Annotated in this window: 17 protein-coding genes; 13 read left to right on the top strand and 4 right to left on the bottom strand. The window is 56.6% G+C overall.

The window, feature by feature from the left end:
* Positions 1–42: 42 nt before the first annotated feature.
* Complete coding sequence (gene xylB / locus F4Y00_00085; GenBank protein ID MYE03367.1) at positions 43–1,539, bottom strand: xylulokinase; 1,497 nt, start codon at positions 1,537–1,539, stop codon at positions 43–45.
* Between xylB and F4Y00_00080 the strand changes: the two genes are divergently transcribed.
* From F4Y00_00080 to F4Y00_00045, 8 genes are all read left to right on the top strand, one after another.
* Positions 1,463–2,431, top strand: a complete 969-nt coding sequence (locus F4Y00_00080) for an STAS domain-containing protein (protein ID MYE03366.1) — start codon at positions 1,463–1,465, stop codon at positions 2,429–2,431. The genes xylB and F4Y00_00080 overlap by 77 nt on opposite strands.
* Positions 2,406–3,149: a 4'-phosphopantetheinyl transferase superfamily protein gene (locus tag F4Y00_00075; protein MYE03365.1), complete on the top strand. Its 744-nt coding sequence runs from the start codon at positions 2,406–2,408 to the stop codon at positions 3,147–3,149. Before F4Y00_00080 ends, F4Y00_00075 begins: the two co-directional genes overlap by 26 nt.
* A 52-nt stretch (positions 3,150–3,201) precedes the next feature.
* Positions 3,202–5,091 (top strand): aminodeoxychorismate synthase component I, encoded by a 1,890-nt coding sequence (gene pabB / locus F4Y00_00070; GenBank protein ID MYE03364.1) that lies wholly within the window; start codon positions 3,202–3,204, stop codon positions 5,089–5,091.
* Positions 5,092–5,273: 182 nt separating this feature from the next.
* Positions 5,274–7,247, top strand: coding sequence for an acetate--CoA ligase (gene acs, locus F4Y00_00065; GenBank protein ID MYE03363.1), 1,974 nt, complete (start codon positions 5,274–5,276; stop codon positions 7,245–7,247).
* 4 nt (positions 7,248–7,251) lie between these two features.
* Positions 7,252–8,124, top strand: coding sequence for a TIM barrel protein (locus F4Y00_00060; protein MYE03362.1), 873 nt, complete (start codon positions 7,252–7,254; stop codon positions 8,122–8,124).
* Positions 8,048–9,067, top strand: coding sequence for a sugar phosphate isomerase/epimerase (locus tag F4Y00_00055; protein MYE03361.1), 1,020 nt, complete (start codon positions 8,048–8,050; stop codon positions 9,065–9,067). Before F4Y00_00060 ends, F4Y00_00055 begins: the two co-directional genes overlap by 77 nt.
* Positions 9,068–9,080: 13 nt before the next feature.
* Positions 9,081–9,371 carry a DUF4212 domain-containing protein gene (locus tag F4Y00_00050; protein MYE03360.1) on the top strand — a complete coding sequence of 97 codons (291 nt, stop codon included), beginning with the start codon at positions 9,081–9,083 and terminating at the stop codon, positions 9,369–9,371.
* 3 nt (positions 9,372–9,374) lie between these two features.
* Complete coding sequence (locus F4Y00_00045) at positions 9,375–11,018, top strand: cation acetate symporter (GenBank protein ID MYE03359.1); 1,644 nt, start codon at positions 9,375–9,377, stop codon at positions 11,016–11,018.
* 11 nt (positions 11,019–11,029) lie between these two features.
* Here the strand turns inward: F4Y00_00045 and F4Y00_00040 are convergent, their stop codons facing one another.
* From F4Y00_00040 to polX, 3 genes are read right to left on the bottom strand one after another with little or no spacing between them, the layout of a single operon-like run.
* On the bottom strand, positions 11,030–12,070 hold the full coding sequence (locus F4Y00_00040; protein MYE03358.1) for an ATPase: 1,041 nt from the start codon (positions 12,068–12,070) through the stop codon (positions 11,030–11,032).
* Complete coding sequence (locus tag F4Y00_00035) at positions 12,000–14,108, bottom strand: penicillin acylase family protein (protein MYE03357.1); 2,109 nt, start codon at positions 14,106–14,108, stop codon at positions 12,000–12,002. Before F4Y00_00035 ends, F4Y00_00040 begins: the two co-directional genes overlap by 71 nt.
* Positions 14,035–15,735, bottom strand: a complete 1,701-nt coding sequence (polX, locus tag F4Y00_00030; GenBank protein ID MYE03356.1) for a DNA polymerase/3'-5' exonuclease PolX — start codon at positions 15,733–15,735, stop codon at positions 14,035–14,037. Before polX ends, F4Y00_00035 begins: the two co-directional genes overlap by 74 nt.
* Before the next feature lie 216 nt (positions 15,736–15,951).
* Between polX and F4Y00_00025 the strand changes: the two genes are divergently transcribed.
* The 5 genes from F4Y00_00025 to F4Y00_00005 all read left to right on the top strand — a co-directional run bounded on the left by F4Y00_00025 (position 15,952) and on the right by F4Y00_00005 (position 20,087).
* Positions 15,952–17,631 carry a S41 family peptidase gene (locus F4Y00_00025; GenBank protein MYE03355.1) on the top strand — a complete coding sequence of 560 codons (1,680 nt, stop codon included), beginning with the start codon at positions 15,952–15,954 and terminating at the stop codon, positions 17,629–17,631.
* Positions 17,632–17,902: 271 nt separating this feature from the next.
* Complete coding sequence (locus tag F4Y00_00020) at positions 17,903–18,637, top strand: MotA/TolQ/ExbB proton channel family protein (GenBank protein MYE03354.1); 735 nt, start codon at positions 17,903–17,905, stop codon at positions 18,635–18,637.
* Between the two features lie 19 nt (positions 18,638–18,656).
* Positions 18,657–18,929: a hypothetical protein gene (locus tag F4Y00_00015; GenBank protein MYE03353.1), complete on the top strand. Its 273-nt coding sequence runs from the start codon at positions 18,657–18,659 to the stop codon at positions 18,927–18,929.
* Positions 18,930–19,009: 80 nt separating this feature from the next.
* Positions 19,010–19,582 (top strand): biopolymer transporter ExbD, encoded by a 573-nt coding sequence (locus F4Y00_00010; GenBank protein MYE03352.1) that lies wholly within the window; start codon positions 19,010–19,012, stop codon positions 19,580–19,582.
* A 52-nt stretch (positions 19,583–19,634) separates the two neighbouring features.
* Positions 19,635–20,087 carry a biopolymer transporter ExbD gene (locus F4Y00_00005; protein ID MYE03351.1) on the top strand — a complete coding sequence of 151 codons (453 nt, stop codon included), beginning with the start codon at positions 19,635–19,637 and terminating at the stop codon, positions 20,085–20,087.
* Positions 20,088–20,303 lie beyond the last annotated feature (216 nt).

Here is a 20,303-nt window from a genome sequence, read left to right as displayed (position 1 = left end):
TGCAATCGGGGGCAGGCATGGCAGATCCATGCCCCGCGTATTTTACGAGCCGCCTATGGTGCGGAAAGAAGCGTGCAGGGCAGGGTAGAGGTCGCAGTATGCACGATAAAAGGGACGATAGCGCGCCGCCGTTTCCGGGTTTTTTGGGGTATTCCCCGTCACGTGGATGGTAGCGCTGCAAGCCTCGTGGACATCGCGCCAGGCTCCGACGCCCGTGCCGGCAAGCAGCGCAGCGCCGAATGCCGCCCCTTCCGTAGTATTGACTGTGACCAATTCTGTTTCCAGCACGTCCGCAAGAATATTTCTCCAGAGTGCACTGCGGGCGCCGCCGCCGGATATTCGCACCTGATCGATCGACGTCAGACCGGCGCTCCGCATAATCTCGAAGCTGTCTCGCAGGCCAAAGGCCACGCCTTCGAGAACGGAGCGAGTCATATGTTTGCTTTCATGGCGAACCGTTAATCCGACAAAGGCGCCGCGCGCCATGGGATCGGCATGGGGGGTTCGCTCTCCGGTCAGATAGGGAAGAAAAAGGAGCCCTTGCGCGCCGGGTTGCACATCCCGTGCAGGGTCAAGCAGATCGTCCCATGACGTGTTCGGGAATAGCGTGTCCCGGTACCATCGCAAGCTCCCCGCTGCCGAAAGCATGACGCCCATCAGGTGCCAGGTATCCGGCGCCGCGTGACAGAAGGAATGCAGGCGCCCATCCGGGTCGATAAAGGGTTTGTTCACCGAAGCAAACACTACCCCGGATGTTCCGAGGGTAAGCGCCACGATGCCTTCCTGTACCGCTCCGACCCCCACGGCCTGCGCGCTCTGGTCGCCCCCGCCTGCGACTACCGGAGTCCCGACTGCCAGCCCGGTAGCTTCCGCCGCCTCGGCTGAAAGCGTTCCCGTAATGTCCGGGCCTTCGTGTGTAGGTGGGAGCCATTGGGAGGGGATGTCGAGTCTTGCAAGCACTTCGTCTGACCAGTCGCGCTTGCGCACATCGAGCAACAATGTGCCTGCTGCACCCGCCCGATCCGTGGCGTACTCGCCGGTAAGTCGGAAGCGCACATAATCTTTCGGGAGAAGCACTTGCCGGATTTTTTCGAAGATCGCTGGTTCGTGCCGGCGGACCCAAAGGATCTTCGGGGCAGTGAATCCGGTCAGCGCATCGTTGCCTGTACGGGCAATCAGTTCTGTGCGCCCCACCCGCTCAATGATTTCGTCGCATTCGGCGGAGGTGCGCTGATCGTTCCAGAGGATCGCGGGGCGAAGTACGCGGCCCGCGACATCCAGTAAAACAAGACCGTGCATCTGGCCCGTCAGTCCGATGGCGGTCACCTCCTTGCCGGGGATATCCGCTCCGGCCAGCGCCTTGCGTATACTTTCCGTTGCACCATGCCACCACAAGGAAGGGGCCTGTTCGCTCCATTGTGGGTGCGGGGTGTCGAAGGCATACTCCGTGGATGCCGTTTGTATGACTGTGCCTTGTTCGTCGATCACGAGCGCCTTCGTCGCTGTGGTCGAAACATCTATGCCAACGAAATACGACATGGCTTGCCTGGTGAGGAAGGGATACTTGCCGGAATGTACGAGAAATGGTCCGAAAAAGTTGGACAGTCTTTTCCGAGGGCTTCGCGTAGCGCCCGGGCCGGCGTGCGGTCCTTCGGGCGCCCCGTTGCCGGATCGTGCCGGTTCAGACTTTCTGCAAACAGGTCCCCAAAAGGACACGCCTTGCTTTAGACGGCGCAGAGTCCTAAAATGCAAATCAGGTCAGGCGCAACACTCACCAATAACTGAGGAATGTACAATGGCTGTCGAGGCAAAATGGGAACAGAAGGAAGGAATCGCAATTGCTCAAATTTCGGGACGCATTGATAGCACCGCTGCTTCTGGATTTCAAGGTGCTTTGGAGTCCGGGCTCCATGGTAACAACCGGATCGTGGTGCTCGACTTCGAGCAAGTAAACTATATCAGTAGTGCGGGCTTGCGGGTTATCGTGGCGATTGCCAAGCAACTCAGGGAACAGGATGTGAAACTTGCGCTCTGTTCCCTCTCGAAGCCGGTGTACGAAGTCTTTTCGATCAGTGGCTTTGATCAACTCATAGCAATTCGCGCTTCGCAAGCTGAGGCGCTCGGTCAACTCGATGATAGCGGTAGCGGGGAAGAAGAGACAGCATTGGCGCCGGCAGATCTTGAAAGCTCATTCGACACCGATATTATAGCGGATAACATGCGCGATATAGCGGCCTTTACCATTGAGAAATACGAATTCAGGCATGACTGTACACTCTCTGAGGAGGTGCGCGAGAGGGCGAAATCAAAGATAGAAAGAGCATTGTCGCAGCGGGTTGGGAATATGCAGCAGTTGCACCAACGCATTCTGAGAGCAATGTTTATCTTGGCGGACGAAACCCTTGATGAGCTGGTCGGCGGTAAGGACTGAGAAGAGCCGCGGGTCTCGTCGGAGTTTGTGTGAGGTGTTCGCTTTCCGGGAACTCCTTCCAATGAACAACTTACCCGTGGATGTCACGATGCGTTATCTCCACTCCGGATCCGGAGATGGGGACAGGATGCGGGCCTTGCTTTCCGAGGAGGAGGTCCAACGTGTTGAGTCATTTACCGATCCGAAGCGCCGCAGGGAATTCGTGTTGGGTAGGGTGGCTGCCCGTTTGCTCTTGTCAGAGCGCCTTGCTGTGGCGCCCTCCGAGGTGGGACTCAGGGTGGCGGAGAGCGGCGTTGTGGAGGTCGCTTCGGGTGGATTGTATCTTTCCATTTCCCATTCCGGGGATTGGGCTGTTGCTGTCGCATCTCCACGCCGGGTCGGGGTGGATATCGAACGGATAACACCGCGGCTTCCCGAACTTGAGCAATACATGTTGCATCCCGACGAACCATCCCTGGCGGATGTACTTCCTCTCGACAGGGAACGGGCGAATATTTTATGCTGGACCCTGAAAGAGGCGACGCTCAAGGCCATGCACAGGGGACTGGCTTATTCTCCGAAGAAACTTCGCCTCGATGTGGGTTTAGAGGAGGGCCGGGCGACCGTTCGGGATGCCGATGGTCGTCTTTGGGAAGCCTGGTTCGAAGAGCGGGATAGCTATTATGCGGCGGTATCGGTTGCCCCGCAAGCAGCTATGCTATCGGATATTAAAGGTTGAATACATCGATCACAAAGGTGACATTCCGTAAACCTGTTTTTTTGAATGGGGTATGAGCGGGGCAAGGGAATCGTTTCCATCTTTTGATAAACACGCCGAGGCGGCACCCGGAAAGGTTGTTCTGGGACCCGGATGGAACGGATGCGGAGGGGTGGTTCTGCAAGGGCTGCAGAAAACATTCGCGGCCTATGCGCTCGACGAAGTTTCTCCCATGCTGGACAAGGCCTGTCGGGCGGCGGAAGACGGATTGCATGTGGCCGGTTTTGTGGCATACGAGGCGGCGCCTGCATTTGATCGGGCGATGCGATGCAGACTTCCTCGCACCCCCCTGGTCTGGATGGCTGCCTTTTCCGACCGTGAGGCATGGGCGCCCGGTCCTTGCCCGTCTGATTTTGTCTCCTTTCCTGTTCCGATTCCTGCGCGCTTTGCATACGATCCGGCACACTACCTTTCTCTTGTAAAGACTGTCCGGGAGCATATCCGGGAAGGCAATGTCTATCAGGTCAATGTCACCGGCCCGATGTCTTTCACTCCCCCCTGTGAGCCATGGCCCCTGTTTCAGGCCCTGTTGCGTCGCCAGCCGGTGCCTTACGCAGCCTGGCTTGACGTCGGATCCTTCCGGATACTCAGTTGCTCGCCCGAATTATTCTTTGATCGCCGGGGCGATTGCATAACGACCCGGCCGATGAAAGGCACGGTGGCCAGGGGTCGCAATGCTTCGGAAGACACGGCATTCGAGCAGTGGCTGGAAAAGGACGAAAAAAACCGCGCCGAGAATGTCATGATCGTTGATTTGCTCCGCAACGATTTATCCAAATGCTGCGAGCCGGGCTCGGTGCGTACCGCGGACCTGTTCAGAACGGAACGGTACGAAACACTTATGCAGATGACCACGTCCGTTCAGGGACGTTTGTCCCCGGGTGCGGCCACACAGGATATTTTTGCAGCGTTGTTTCCATGCGGCTCCGTGACAGGTGCGCCCAAGATACGGGCTATGGATATTATTCATCGCTGCGAACCGGAGCCGCGCGGTGCGTATTGCGGCGCTGTAGGGTATATGCACAGGGATCGTGCGGTTTTCAATGTCGCGATCAGAACGGCCGAGGTGCTGTCCGGGGAGGCGCGGCTCGGTGTCGGCAGCGGTCTCGTGTGGGATTCCGTTCCGGAAGAAGAATACGAGGAGTGTTTGCTCAAGGCCGGATTCCTGACCGGCTTGAATGTGTCGTCGACGGTGTACGGTTCTTCCGTCGCTTCGTCTCCTTCGGTGCTGTTACGGGAGCCCGAACCGGCAGGGGATATGCTTCCCCCTTTGCTGATAGAAACCATGCGCTGCGGAGATGGCGCCATTGCGCTTCTTGAGGGACATGTGGATCGCCTGCGTACGTCCTCCCAAACGCTGGGATACGATTTTGACGAACAGGTCTTTCGCCGGCGTGTGGCAGATGCCGCCTGCTTACAGGAAGTATGCAGGATCCGCGCCACGCTGGATGCTTCCGGGCGCATCGAAATCTCCGTGCATGCGCTTGACGAGGCGCATGCGCCCGGGGCATTGCGTCTTTGTCTTGCCGGCGTGCGTATCGATTCCTCCGATCCGTACCGCCGCCACAAAACAACATACCGGGAGCACTACGACCGCCTGCACCGGGAGGCGGCGGGGCAGGGATTCGACGAGGTGATTTTTTTGAACGAGCGTGGAGAAGTGGCCGAGGGCTCACGCACAAATGTCGTAGCGGAATTCGGCTCCCGGCGCATTACTCCCCCGGTGAATTCAGGTGCGCTTCCGGGAGTATACCGGCGTTTCCTTTTGGAGACGTGCAGCGATCTGGAAGAAGGCGTGCTGTTTCCCGAGGATTTGCACCGTGCGGACGCGCTCTATGTATGCAACGCCGTGGCGGGATACGTCCAGGCCCGCTTGGACGAGATTTCAGGAATCTCTGAATAAATCCGCAGGGCGAGGACCTTGGGACGCGCCTTCTCTCAAAACATAAACGTGCGGTTGGCCGCGAGTTTGCAGGATATCCCGGACCCTATGTTTTGTTCGAATGCGCGCCCCAAGGTTCCTTCAATGCATTCCCGCGCATTCCGTATGTTACAGGGCCGTACCACGAAACGGATAAACAATCGATGAGCGATCAGGTAACTGCTGCGTATTCCGGACAGGCTGATTTGTATCCGACGTCCGATGCCTTCAGACAAAGAGCATGGATTTCCTCTCGCGAGGAGTACGATACCCTGTACCGTCGGTCTATAGCCGACCCGGAAGGATTCTGGGGAGAACAGGCTGCCCGCATCGACTGGTTTCGTCCCTTCCACACTGTCAAAAATGTTTCCTGGGCAAGCAGCGATCTGTACATTCGCTGGTACGAGGGGGGAACCCTGAATGCATGCTACAATTGCGTGGACCGGCATCTTGCCGAACATGGGGATCGCACGGCGTTTATCTTCGAGCCGGACGATCCGGATGAGGCTCCGCGCCACATTTCCTGGCGCGAACTGCACCGTGAAGTGTGCGTATTCGCCAATGTGCTCAAGCGTGTTGGGGTGCGGAAGGGGGATCGCGTGACGATCTATTTGCCCATGATCCCGGAAGCTGCCTACGCGATGTTGGCGTGCGCCCGGATCGGTGCGGTACACTCCGTGGTGTTTGCGGGCTTTTCCCCGGACTCTCTCGCAGACCGCATTCTTGATTGCGACTCGACGGTGCTTCTTACCGCCGACGAAGGGGTGCGCGGCGGCAGGAAAGTCCCGCTCAAGCAGAATGCCGACAAGGCGCTTGAACGCTGCCCGGATGTAGAGGCGGTTGTGGTCGTCCGGCGTACCGGATCGGGGGCTTCACTCGTTGAAGGACGCGATCACTGGTATCACGAAGTGCGCGAGCATGTGGATGCCGATTGCGATCCGGAGGAAATGGATGCGGAGGACCCTCTTTTCATCTTGTATACGTCGGGTTCTACCGGTAAGCCGAAAGGCGTACTGCATACCACCGGCGGCTATCTGGTGTATGCCTCGCTAACGCACCAGTACGTGTTCGATTGCCACGAGGACGACATTTTCTGGTGCACCGCCGACGTGGGGTGGATTACGGGACATTCCTATATGGTCTACGGCCCCCTTCTCAACGGTATTTCCCAGGTGTTTTTCGAAGGTACGCCGACCTGGCCCAACCCCTCGCGGCTCTGGGAAGTGGTGGACAGGCATCAGGTCACCATTTTTTACACGGCCCCGACCGCTATCCGTGCGCTGATGCGTGAAGGCGACACATACGTTACGCGTACGGATCGGGGTTCGCTCCGGGTGCTGGGCACCGTAGGCGAACCCATTAATCCGGAAGCATGGAAATGGTACCATGATACGGTGGGACAGGGGCGTTGTCCGGTGGTCGACACCTGGTGGCAAACCGAGACCGGCGGTATCATGATTGCGCCGTTGCCTGGGGCCATCGACCGGAAACCCGGTTCGGCAACGCTTCCTTTTTTTGGTATCCGCCCCGAATTATTGAATCCGGACGGCGTCGTGCAGGAAGGCCCAGGCGAAGGGTTGCTGGCCATCGGGGATTCGTGGCCGGGTCAGATGCGCACGGTCTACAAGAATCACGACCGGTTTGTCCAGACATATTTCAGCCGGTTCGAGGGCAAGTATTTCACGGGGGATGGATGTCGCCGCGACGAGGACGGCTATTACTGGATCACGGGCCGTGTGGACGATGTCCTCAACGTGTCGGGGCATCGGATGGGCACTGCGGAGATCGAGAGTGCGCTTGTATCACATGGTCAGGTAGCGGAAGCCGCCGTGGTAGGGTTCCCCCACGAGATCAAGGGGCAGGGTATCTACGGATTCGTGACGCTCGTGGCGGAGACTGATCCGAGCGAGGTGTTGCGCGACGAACTCGTGCAGCATGTGCGCAAGGAAATCGGCCCTATTGCCAGGCCCGACCGCATTCAATTTGCGCCTGCGTTGCCGAAAACGCGGTCCGGCAAGATTATGCGCCGAATTCTTCGTAAAATAGCAGCCAACGAATATCAGAACCTCGGCGACACGTCCACTCTGGCTGATCCGGGTGTGGTCGAGGAACTGGTTGCAGGCAGTCAAACCCGGTAATCCTATGAAGCGAAGAACATTTCTCAGAACAGGAGCCGCCGTGGCCGCCGGTTCCACCCTGGCGGCGCCAACGGTTCTCGAAGCCTCCGGCAACTCTTTCCGTGCTTCATCCCGTGCACGCAATGCAGGCCTTAAGCATTCCGTATGCCGATGGTGTTATTCCGGCCTCACGCTGGAGCAATTGAGCGCCGGCGCTCAGGCTATCGGCATGCACTCTGTAGAATTGCTGAACGTCGAGGAATTTCCTGTCGTCAAGGAATATGGCCTCGTTTGTGCGATGGCGAACGGGCCGACTTCGATCCCGGACGGGTTTAACCGTACGGAGTTTCACGAACGTTTCATAGCCGGATTCAAGGAACTTATTCCCAAAGTGGCTGAGGCCGGCTTCCCGAACATTATCTGTTTTTCGGGCAATCGCCGGGGCATGGATGACGAAACGGGGCTGGAGAACTGTGTCCAGGGTGTTCAGCAGGTTGTGGGCGATGCGGAACGGCACGGTGTCACGATATGCATGGAATTGCTCAACAGCAAGGTGGACCATCCCGATTATATGTGCGATCATACGGAATGGGGCGTCGAACTGGTGAAACGGGTTGGCTCCGAACGCTTTAAGCTGCTATATGACATCTATCACATGCAGATTATGGAGGGGGATGTCATTCGCACGATCCGCGAAAATCACGAATACATCGGGCATTATCATACCGGGGGCAATCCGGGCCGAAACGAAATAGACGAAACCCAGGAGTTGAACTACGCTGCCATCATGCGGGCGATTCGCGAAACAGGGTACACCGGCTATGTCGGTCAGGAATTCATTCCCTCGCGCACGCCGCTCGTCAGTTTACGCGAGGCGGTTGCGCTTTGCGACGTGTAACGTTTTCTCAAACTATCTACTTGCTATGACTTCCCGAAGAAAATTTCTGACCCGGATAGGCTCGGCGATAGCCGCGCCGGCCGTACTGCCTCTCGTCGGCTGTGGCGAGCAGGAAGAAAGCACTGCTCCTGTTCCTGAGCCCGATGTGATCGCTTCCGGCGGGATCGATACCCCCATCGGGGTGCAGTTGTACAGCGTTCGGAACGAGCTCGACATGGATCTTGCCGGCACGTTGCGGGCCGTTCGGGAGGCGGGCTTCGATCGGGTAGAAACCTACAGTTTGCACGACATGCCGGCGGTCGATTTTCGGGCCTTGCTGGATGATTCGGGTCTTACGGTGGGAAGCATGCATGCTTCGTACGAGCGTGTCGCCGGCGATATTGGAGCGGTTGCGGAGGAAGCGCATATCCTGGGATCTCCCTGGGTCGCCGTCGCATGGATCCCGCACGAGGGCGATTTCGATGTGGACGATATCGATCGTGCTATTGCTGATTTTACGGCAGCCGGCGAAGCGCTCCGGTCGGAGGGGCTGCGTTTCGCGTATCATTGCCACGGCTACGAATTTCGCGAGGCGGAAGGAGGCGGCACACTCTTCGATCGCTTCATGGAGCACACCGAGCCGGGCGTAGTGGACGTGGAGCTGGACGTATTCTGGGTCAAGTGGCCCGGTTTTGACCCGGTGGCGCTGATCGAAAAATATCCGGGGCGTTTTCCGCTGTATCATATGAAAGACATGCGGGAAGGCACGGAGCTGGGCGATCTGAGCGGCCATGCACCGCTTGACACGAATGTACCCTTGGGCATGGGGATGATCGATTTGCCGGCGATCGTCCGGGCGGCCGAAGCAAATGGGGTAGAGGAGTATATCATCGAGTACGAGCATATCGATGCACTGATTTCCATCCAGCAGGGTCTCGAGTATCTGCAATCGCTCGAGGTATAGAGAGAGGATCCCTATGCATGTCGCCAAGGCTTACTGGCGCCGACAGCTTCGGCGAACCGGTCTGTTACTTCTTGTCTGGGCTGTTGCCGGATTCGGGTGCAGCATTCTCTTTGTCGAGCAACTCAACCGGATATCCTTTGGAGATATGCCGTTTGGTTTCTGGATGGCGCAGCAGGGGGCCATTTATGTGTTTATCCTGTTGATCTTTCTGTATGCGCTGCTCAGCGGGCGCGCTGACCGCCAGGCGACCCTTGAAGCCGATACCGAAGAGGATGCGGCGCCACTATCGGCAAACGAGGGATAGACCATGGGTATTCAAGGCTGGACCTGGGTTACGGTCGGCGTTACTTTTGCCGCCTATTTGTATATCGGCTACCGGAGCCGGGTCATGTCCACCAAAGGCTTCTATGTGGCCGGACAGGGCGTTCCCGCTATCGCCAACGGGGCTGCAACCGCCGCAGACTGGATGAGCGCGGCCTCGTTTATTTCCATGGCCGGCCTGATCTCGTTCATGGGCTATGACGGGGCGGTCTATTTGATGGGGTGGACGGGGGGATATGTGTTGCTGGCTCTTCTTCTTGCGCCGTTCCTGCGCAAGTTCGGACAATACACCGTGCCCGATTTCGTCGGCGTACGGTACTATTCGAAAGCGGCGCGTGTAGTTGCCGCCATCGCCGCCATTTTCGTGTCCTTCACGTATGTTGCCGGGCAGATGGCAGGCGTCGGCGTGGCGTTTGGGCGTTTTCTGGAGATCCCGTTCGAACTGGGCGTGGCCATCGGGATGATTGTCGTGGCGTTTTTTGCGGTGCTTGGCGGTATGAAAGGCATCACGTATACGCAAGTAGCACAGTACTGCGTGCTCATTTTTGCCTATACGGTTCCGGCCATTGCCATTGCGCTGCTGCTCACGGGAAATCCGGTGCCCCAGCTCGCCATGGAAGAGATTCTTCCCAAGCTGAACGCCATTCAGCACGATCTGGGACTGTCGAGTTACTCGAATCCGTTCACAGGCCTTTCCAAGCTGAATGTATTTGCCATTACGCTCTGCCTGATGGCCGGGACGGCGGGGCTTCCGCACGTCATTGTCCGGTTCTATACGGTAAAGAATGTGAAGGCGGCGCGCTGGTCGGCATTCTGGGCCCTGCTTTTTATCGGAATCCTCTACACGACGGCTCCTGCGGTGGCCATGTTCGCCAAATACCACATTTTGCAGCAGTTTGCGGAAATGGGTCCGGCCATCGCTGAGCAGAGCTGGATGCAGAATTGGGCGGCTACCGGGTTGGTGACGATTCCTGAGGGGGGGATACAAACGGCGGAACAACTTCTTGACGCCATCAATCGTGACATCATTGTCCTTGCAACGCCCGAAATCGCAAGGTTGCCGGCAATTGTCGTTGCCCTGGTGGCGGCAGGCGGACTTGCGGCGGCGCTATCCACGGCGTCCGGTCTGTTGCTTGTTATTTCCTCGGCGCTGGCGCACGACATTTACGGGTCGGTCATAAACCCCGAAGCCTCGGAAAAACGCCGTCTTTTTGTAGGCCGGCTCATGATTTTTCTCGCGGTTATTGTGGCGGGTGTGTTCGGGGTATATCCGCTGGGATTCGTAGCCGAGGTAGTGGCTTTTGCCTTTGGGCTGGCCGCCGCCTCGTTTTTCCCGGTAATTGTACTGGGTATTTTCTGGAAGCGTGCAAACAAGCAGGGTGCGATCGCCGGTATGAGTGTCGGCCTGGCCTTTACCTTCGTGATGATTGCACTCATGCGGGCGCAAAACGTGATTCCGGGGATGGACGAGCCGATTCTTGACCACTTCCTTGGAATTGGTGCGCAGGGGGTCGGCGTGATTGGGATGCTGCTTAATTTTGCGATCACGATAGGGGTCTCTTTGTGTACCCCCGATTCTCCGATTTCCGTCAGGGAACTTGTCGAACGTGTTCGCTATCCGAACGAATAAGCTGCGGTGCGTCAGGCGCTCGTTCCTTGTTCCGAACCTGCGAGCCCTTCGCCTTGCGTCATGTCATTTGCCATACGCCATGCGCCGATGACGGGTCGGTTCAGTGGCTGCATGCATTCCCATCCGGACAGACGCTCGAGTAGTGCACTAGAGAGGCGTTTGCGGTAGAAAGGATTATTGGCCAGTCCGCCCAGCAGAGTTATCCGGGGGCGTATGGCCGAGCACCGATCGGCGAGCCAGCATACTTGCTCGGTGAGCAGGGCGATATGTTTCCGGACAATTCTTTCAGCCACAGGGTCCCCGTCGCACGCTCCCTGTATCACGATACGGGCGAATCGTTGCAGAGGTGTTTTTTTCTTGTACACCACCTCGAAGAGATCTTCCTTACTCGTTACATCTCCGGATGCCGCGAGAAGGTCGCATAGCGCCGTGTCCGGTCCGCCGTCGAATGCATGTGCCACGGCACGCAGGCCGTCAGCCCCGAGCGCATAGCCGCTTCCCTCATCGCCTATGAGGTAGCCCCATCCTCCAGCCCGCAAGAATTCGCCCGAGTTTGTACGTGCCAGGGATACAGTGCCTGTACCGGAAATCACCATAATTCCACTCTCTCCTTCGAAGGCGGCTTCCAGAGCGATGAGACTGTCGTGCGTAACCCGCACCGGAACGTCGCGCGCCGATGTGGGGATGCGATCCTTTAGCCGGCTCCGAATGCCTTCATGGAGCAGGTGCTGATCCTTCGGGCGTCCTGCCCCGGCGACGCCGGCACATACGGAAGCAATGGACTCTCCCTGAAGACGTTCGACAGCCTGTACTATCAGGTCTGTTATTACATCCGCCGAGTCCTTGAATCCCACACGAGCGGGGTTTCCGCAGGGGCCAAACAGGTTGAGGAGTTCTTCCTCCTGCATTTTTGCGGCGACTAACTCGGTTTTTGAGCCGCCGGCGTCTATGCCTACATATATGCGTGCGTTGGACGGCATGCTATTGTTCGGGAAAAAGTGTGATGTCGTATCGTATCGGTTCCTGTCTTTCCTCTTGCAGCATATCTGCATGCAGGACAGCGGACTCGGGTGCACTTTCCGGAACGAGATATTTCCCGAAGGGGCGGTTTACCGGAAATCGGCGGGTCCGGTAGTGAAAGACATTCCATTCGGAGGTGGACATCCATGCTTCCCATCGGGCCGGGGCGGGCGGCTCCCTGTCGGATAGTGATGTACCGTACTGTAACGTGGTGACATGACCGGATCCGGGGATGAGTATCGGTGCGTATCGGGCTGCAGCAGTGTTGCCCTTCTTTTCAACGGACACATTGCTCGCAGACCATACAGGGAAATAATATCGGTGCGGCTGTGCTTTTTCCCATCGCCATTCCTCCAGCCCGCTTCCGAATTGTGCGGTGAGATGGGTCACTGTCCGCTCCATGATCCGGTATTCAATTTCATGTGCTTCCGGACCGGATTGCCCGCCAACAGCGCCATCCGGCCATGTTCCCGTACTGTCGAAATACAGGCTGGTCCATGTGTCCATGATCGTCGCAGGGATACTGGCTTCATCGAACGTGTATTCCCAGTTTCGCAGGTAGGTCAGTGCGTCTGCAACAAGAGCAGAGGGAGTATCTGCTCCGTCAGCCGGGATGATATCGATCAGCCGAGGCGTAATGTTTGCCGCCCATGCGCTCCGGAGATCGCGTACCCCGAACAGGTTTTCCATGGACTGCGGCTCGCTGGTTGCAAGTTGCGCAAGACGTTTTGCCGCCAGGTCGGACCATGGGTTGTTACTTATGGCCGTTACCCCGGAATCCCGGGTAACGAACAAGGGGGTTCCTGCAATGTAGACTGAGTCGTTTTCGGATATGACGAGCCCATCCCCGTCCTGTAGGGTAAACGGCGCATCCGAGCCGGACAATAAGCCGAACCAGGCTGCAGCGTCGCTTACGGGCTCCCAGCCCGGCCACGTTAAAAACAGACCGGTCGTCGTGCTATCCGGGGTTTCACGCATATCCCCGGAAAAATCCGTCACCGGAAGCAGGGAATCCGGTGCGAGAAAAAGGCCGCCCCGGTCTCGCCGGAAGCGCATAACCACTTCCTGCCCTTCGGCGATTCTCCATTTCTCATATTCGTATGTGGGCGCCGGGGCATTATCCGTGGACGAATGCAAGGATACGGTACTTGCAGACAATATCGCCCATGACCGGGCGTTTGTCCGACCAGCGGGCATAAAGGGTGTACCGATCCAGGTAGCCCCTATGGCGGTTTCTTCCGGATACGTCATCCTTACCTCCTGAAACAGGGGTAACGCAGAGGCTCCGTACACATGCCGCTGGGCCAGATGCGTTCCAAGGCTGTCCGTTATCGTCCAGGCCATGCTGCGGTCGAATCCGTGCAGATGCAGCCATTTCTTCAGCAGGCGGTTTTCTTCGTGAAGCGTACGCAGCGTTGTCCGGGTATTCTGAAGTGAGTCGGGATGCGGCAATTCCGTGGCAATCCATGCAAGGAGACGTTCGATCGCAAGGGGAAACCAGGGTTCCCACAGTTCCGGAACACTGCGAAGCAAGAGGAATTCGTGCAATTGCGCCGGGCGGCGCTGGCCGAGTACGACATTAACCCCTTGTACATAGGCGTCAAGGATGTCCCGGTCTTCAGGGGATAGCGCTGCATACGCTGCTTTGCTCATCGAGGCTAACTGGAGGCGTTTGGTCAACCCGTCGAGTACAAGCAGTTCTTCGCCGAGCCATGCTGACAGGTTGCCCCGGGCGGTCTGTTGCCACAGATTCATGGTCCACGCGTGTTCCTGGGCATGCAGATATCCAAGCCCCGTGTATGCATCGCGGGCCGACTGCGCATGGATGGCCGCCGATCCGTTTTCATAGACGACGATCCGGGTTGTTTCTTCCAATCCCGGTACATATGCTCGCGCCGGGGGGGCAGGCAGCCTGTACGATAAATACACTACGACACCACCGCCGATGACGAGGCACAAGACGACCGTCGCCGGGATGACGATCAATTTTCTCATGTCAAATGGTTTCGTAGCTGTGCCGGGATCGTTTCCTGTCGAGCCAGGATGAAAATTCGTCCAGGCCTTTCGCATTCAGGCACTGTTCAGGGGTAAGCCATCCTTTGCGGGCGATCGAGACGCCCAGTTTCATATAATCCAGTTGGTCAATGGCATGCGCATCGGGGTTAATGGAGATAATAACGCCGCGTTCCGTTGCATGCCGTATCCAACGCCAGTCAAGATCAAGCCGGTATGGATTGGCATTCAGTTCAAGAGCCACCCCGTTCGCTGCGCAAGCGTCAATGACTTTTTCGTGATGGATGGGATACCCTTCCCGCCTCAGCAACAAACGGCCGGTCGGATGCGCAAGAATCATCGTGTACGGGTTTTCGATGGCCCGGATCAATCGTTCGGTCGCTTCTTTTTCGGACATTTCGAAGCGGGTATGAATGGCTGCCACGACCAGATCGAACGAAGCCAGCACGTCATCAGGATAATCGAGTGATCCGTCTGCGAGTATGTCGCATTCAGTACCGCTGAATATCCGGAAGTCATTTCCGTACGCCTGGTTCAGTTCGCGAATTTCTTTCTGTTGTTCATGCACCTGCTCGATGCTGAGCCCGTTTGCAATCACCAGGGATTGGCTGTGATCGCATACCCCGTAGTACGAATATCCTCTGGCGTATGCTGCGTCGATCATCTGCCGCAGGGTGTGCATTCCGTCGCTCCAGGTAGAGTGGTTATGCAGTGTCCCCCGAATATCTTCGTACTCGATCAGGTCCGGTAGTTCATTTTGTGCAGCAGCCTCGATCTCTCCCGTATTTTCCCGGACAGCCGGATCTATGAATGGAATCCCGGCGGCTTCGAACAATGCGTGTTCGGAGTGTGCTTCAGCGGGAAGGTTAAACCGGTTCCGGACAGCGGCCACATGCGCTTGGGATCCGGTTGCTTTCCACAGGGTTGCTCCATACTGCTCCGGAGTCGTTACATGAATGCGCAGAGGGAATCCATCAGGAAGCGCAGTCAGGAGGATGTGTTCTTTGCCTGCATCCTTCTCTAAAGCCGTCCACCAGCCGGCCAGTGCACGGCAAGCTTGTTCGGGGTCGGCAGCCACGGCTACAATGACTATACGGTCTACCGTGTCGAGGCTTCGGCGGAGTCCCCCCGCCAGATGGGCTTCGAGGATTTCGTCTATGCCCCGGATTGCTTCGAGACAATGCAAGGCTTCTGTCAGGGCCTGATCGTATCGCCGCCGTCCCTCATATTGTTTAAGGAGGCGAATATTTTTGAGAATTGTTGCCTGTATTTTCGGGCCGAATCCGCTCAGATCGGCAAGGCGCCCGCTGGTAGCGACTTGTTCCAGTTCCTCTACGGAGGTAATATCCAGTTCCTGCCAGAGTCGCCTCACTTTTTTGGCCCCAAGCCCCTTGATACGCAGGATGTCGGGAAGCCCGGGCGGGATGGCGCTGAGCAATTCCTCATACAGATCGAAAGAGCCGCGTTCGAGAATCTCTCCTATTTGCGCCGCCAGGCCGGTCCCGATGCCGGGCAATTCCTCAAGCGAGTCATTGGCGGTGAGTGTTGCTACCTCCTTTTCCAGCCGCCCGATGGCCCGGCTCGCGCTTGCAAAAGCACGGGCCCGGAATACGTTGCCGCCGGTAATCTCGATGAGTGCGGCGGTTTCTTTAAGAAGGCGGGCAATCTCTTTGTTGGTGGTCATAAAACGTTCACGAACGAACCGGGTATGGGATCCTGTGTAAGGGCTTCCTGTATCACAAACGCTGCCTTTCTTTAACAGACCCTGGCGTATTATGTACTGGCAGGAAGCGGTGCGCTGGCGCTCCTGCTTTTACGCGGGAGTCTTTGTGGGGATTAAAAAAAATGTTCACACTTTTCGGTGCGGGAGATTTTTCCCACCGGAACGAAGGGATCGACCATGAAGCAGTATCGGAAGGTGTTGACCTTCGGCTCCGTCGTTTTGGCCGTGGGCATAGTGCTTGGTTTCGAGCTGGATTCCGTTATCTCCTGGGATAATACGGCTGAATCGCTCAGAAAACTCGAAGACGCGTACCTCATGATCAATGAGCGTTACGTGCAGGAGGTTTCTTCGTCGCAGTTGACGGAAAGCGCCATCCACGGCATGCTCGATGAACTCGATCCCCATTCGATATATATCGATGCGGAAGCGATGACGAGGGTGCGGGAGGATTTTGAGGCCTCATTCGATGGGATCGGCATCGCGTTCGAGATTATTGCCGGGCCGAATGGTATGGATACGGTGGCGGTGCTCAATCCATTGCCCGGCGGTCCCAGCGAGACGGTGGGTATGCTCTCCGGGGACCGGATCATCGCCGTAGACGATTCGTCAGCCATCGGTTTTTCTTCGGGAGATGTGGAACGTACTCTGAAGGGGCCTCGAGGCACCAGGGTAAAAGTCACGGTACGCCGCCCCGGCTACGAAGAGCCGCTCGATTTTGTGATTACGCGCGACAGGATTCCTTTCTGGACTATGGACGCGCACTACATGCTGGATGACGAGACAGGATACATTCGCCTTAACCGGTTTGCACGAACCACCTATTCGGAGTTCATGGAAGGTATGGACGTGTTGCGCCAACAAGGTATGCGGCGTCTGGTGCTCGATTTGCGTGACAATGCCGGCGGATTCATGGAAATGGCAGTGCAAATTGCCGACGAATTCCTGAAGGACGGACAAATGATCGTCGAGGCTCGTAGCCGCCATGGCGAGTACAACCAGCAGAACTATGCCCGCACGGGAGATGGCTTCGAGCAGGGGCCGCTCATGGTTCTCGTCAATGAAAACTCCGCCTCGGCCAGCGAAATTGTGGCTGGTGCGGTCCAGGATCACGACCGGGCGCTCGTGGTCGGGCGACGCACGTTCGGCAAGGGCCTTGTTCAGAAGCAGTTTCCCCTGCCTGACGGCAGCGCATTGCGTATTACGATCTCGCGCTTTTACACTCCCTCGGGGCGTCTTATCCAGACACCCTACACCACCGGGCAATCCGACGACTATTATGCATCGAAACTGGATCGCTACCGGCTCGAGAAAACGCTGACCATGTCGGAGATTCAGGATACCGTGCCCGATTCTCTCAAGTATACGACTGCCGGAGGGCGAACCGTTTTCGGAGGTGGAGGGATTCTGCCGGATGTGATCGTATATCCGGATTCCCTGTCAGGTTTTGCCCGGGCGGTCATCGGACAGTCGCAGGATAATGCCTTTGCCCGGGCATGGCTCGACCGGAACGGGGTTGCCTTTCAGGAAGAATGGGGGGCGCGGCGAGATGATTTTGTAAAGGATTTTGCCTTCGCTCCGGGCGAATTCGACGCTTTTCTGGTTTTTCTTGATACCCATGGCATACATGTTGCGCCGGATGGCAGCCCGGAGCTTTTCCGCACCGACGGGGAAGGACGGTGGTTCAGCCGATCAGAAGTAGCGCGTGATCGGGAATTACTGATGACTCGTATCAAGGCGCGCATTGGACAACGCACGTACGACCGGGGCATGTGGTACGAAACGATAAGCGATGCCGATCAGGTATTGCAGGAAGCAATGCAATTGTGGGGTCAGGTCGAGGGGGCGTCCTTGCGGTAGCATTGATTTCTTGCTGCAGGGGTTTCCGTACAAAAAAATCGCAGGAATGACTGTGTTTGGCGTTCCCTCGTTGACACTTCGCTTTGCAATAGGTATACTTGCTTGTTACGGCGATTCGGGCATCGGCGTGTTTCGGCATAGCGATGTCCGGCAAGTGTTCCTTATAACATTGCACAGGCGCCGGATATCGGGGGTATTGCACATAATGCGCCGCCTTCCATACATTCATACTTTGTAACCGAAACACCGTGTTTTCCGGAGGAACCAATCCATGACTCTTCCCAACTTGATGATATTGCTTTTACAGGACGCGGCCTCCTCGGACGGGGGCGTCATCAACGTTCTTGTAGAGCGCTTTAATGAGGGCGGCCAGTGGATGTGGCCCGTTTTGATCTGTTTGATCATCGGACTTGCTATTGCGTTTGAACGCATTATCACGCTCAACCGGGCCGACATCAACACCCGCAAATTCATCATTGGCATCAAGCATTCGCTCGATGACGGTGGTGTTGCTGCAGCCGAGGAAATGTGCGCAAAGACGCGCGGCCCTGTGGCCGCCGTGTTCCAGGCAGGTCTTTTGCGTCACGAGGAAGGCATTGATGCGGTTGAAAAGGCAGTGGTGTCCTATGGCTCGATCGAGATGAGTTTTCTGGAGCGTGGACTGGTGTGGCTTTCGCTTTTCATCAGCCTTGCTCCGATGCTCGGGTTCCTTGGAACGGTTGTCGGTATGATCGAGGCCTTTGACGCCATTGAGTCGGCAGGCGACATCTCGCCGAGTCTTGTGGCGGGGGGTATCAAGGTGGCGCTTCTGACCACGGCGTTTGGTCTTATCGTAGCGATCATCCTGCAATTCTTCTATAACTACGCTGTGTCGAAGATCGACCGGATCGTAGTGGAAATGGAAGATGCTTCCATCGAACTTATTGATTCGCTGGTGCTGTTGCAGGCGGGTCGTCCGGTGGCGCCGCACGTTCCCGATGCCGGTGATTCCGACGAGTCCGTCTAACTGCAAACGTTTTTAGACCATGGAAAACATAGTTCCCATCGCCATTTGGGCCGCTGCGATTATTCTGGGGCTCGGTTTGCTCGGGATGGTGCTGTTCGGTATCCAGAGCATCATCAACGGGAAGATCAATCTCGTTACGGGCGCCATCATACTCGTTCCGGTGGTTCTGCTGCTTATTCTTGGTCTTATCGTCGGAGACTGGGCAGTTGCGGGCATCTGGACGCTGGTTATCATGTTCGTACTGGCAGTTCTGAGCCTGCTGGTATCCGGAATCAGAGGATTGTTCAACTGACCCGGGCTTTTGCGCTGCTGCCGGTATCCGAGACCGCTTTCTGAATCCAAGTATCCATAACCACAAGTACGCAAAGCGTCATGGCTGGATTACTCAAAAAGAAAAAAGAGCGAGAAGGAGGGGAAATACCCACTGCATCCATGGCGGATATCGCCTTCCTGCTGCTCATCTTTTTCCTCGTTACGACAACCATCAATGTGGACACGGGCATTGGTATGACCTTGCCCCCGAAACTGGATGAGAACCAGGAGCCGCCTCCGGTCCGGGAGCGCAATATGCTCAAGATTCTCGTCAATGCCGAGGGGCGCGTGTTGATTGAGGACAGGCCTTCGATCGTTCCAAGGGTCAGGGAGGAAGTCAAGAAGCATACGCTGAATGAGGGGGAGGATCCCAACTATGCCGAATCGATGGCCAAGGCCGTTGTTTCCCTGAAAACGGATCGTCAGACGCCGTACGATATCTATATCGCCGTGATTGACGAGATATGGATGGCCTATTTCGAAATGTGGGATGCTGAAGCTCGTACGATGGGTTTTCCCGATTACGCCACCTATCGGGATTATATCGAGGAGAACGATGAAGAAAACCAGATTCGCAAGAAGATCAAGGCACAGATCTCTATCGCGGAGCCGGATGCAGGAGGGGGCGGATAAGCCGGAATCGACCTGTTTCTGATACGACAAGCAATCAAGCGACCGAGGGCTTATGTCCACACACTTTCAGAAAAAAAGCGCGAAGTCGAATCCGACGATCCCGATGGCGTCCATGCCGGACATCATCTTCATGCTCATCATTTTTTTCATGGTGACGACCGTACTGCGAGAGACGGAGATACAGGTGCGCAACACGTTACCGCGTGCCGAGGCGCTTACCAAGATTGATCAGAAGCGCCTTGTTTCGTACTTGTATATCGGTCCTCTCAAATTGGCCAACAACCAATTGGGAGATACCTCCATTCAGATTGACGATGCGCTTATCGAGGAGTTAACGGCGGTTCGCAGCGTCATGTACCGAAAGTTGCTTGATCAACCGAAACTCATCGTATCTCTTCGTGTGGATCAAGCATCGGAAATGGGAATTGTAATAGATGTGCAGCAGGAATTGCGCGAGGCCGGTACGTTACGTATCAACTATTCCAGCAAGCCCGAAATATTATAGGCCGTACGTGCCTGACGTATGCATGGAAGTTCCTGAATATGCTGAAAAGCCTCGCCGGGCCCGGCGAGGCTTTTCCTGTTAATAAAGGATACTCTGATTAGGGCCTGTTAGCACTATACAGCGATGCTCTGTTCCGTCAGGCACGGGGTCAATCAAGGCGTGAGGAGTGAAGTTTGGTGGTTCCAAATGAGCGACGAGCAACGAAGAGTGACGCCG

The organism is Bacteroidetes bacterium SB0662_bin_6 (assembly GCA_009839485.1).
Taxonomy (GTDB): Bacteria; Bacteroidota; Rhodothermia; order Rhodothermales; family VXPQ01; genus VXPQ01.
This window is presented reverse-complemented; position numbering and strand designations above follow the sequence as displayed.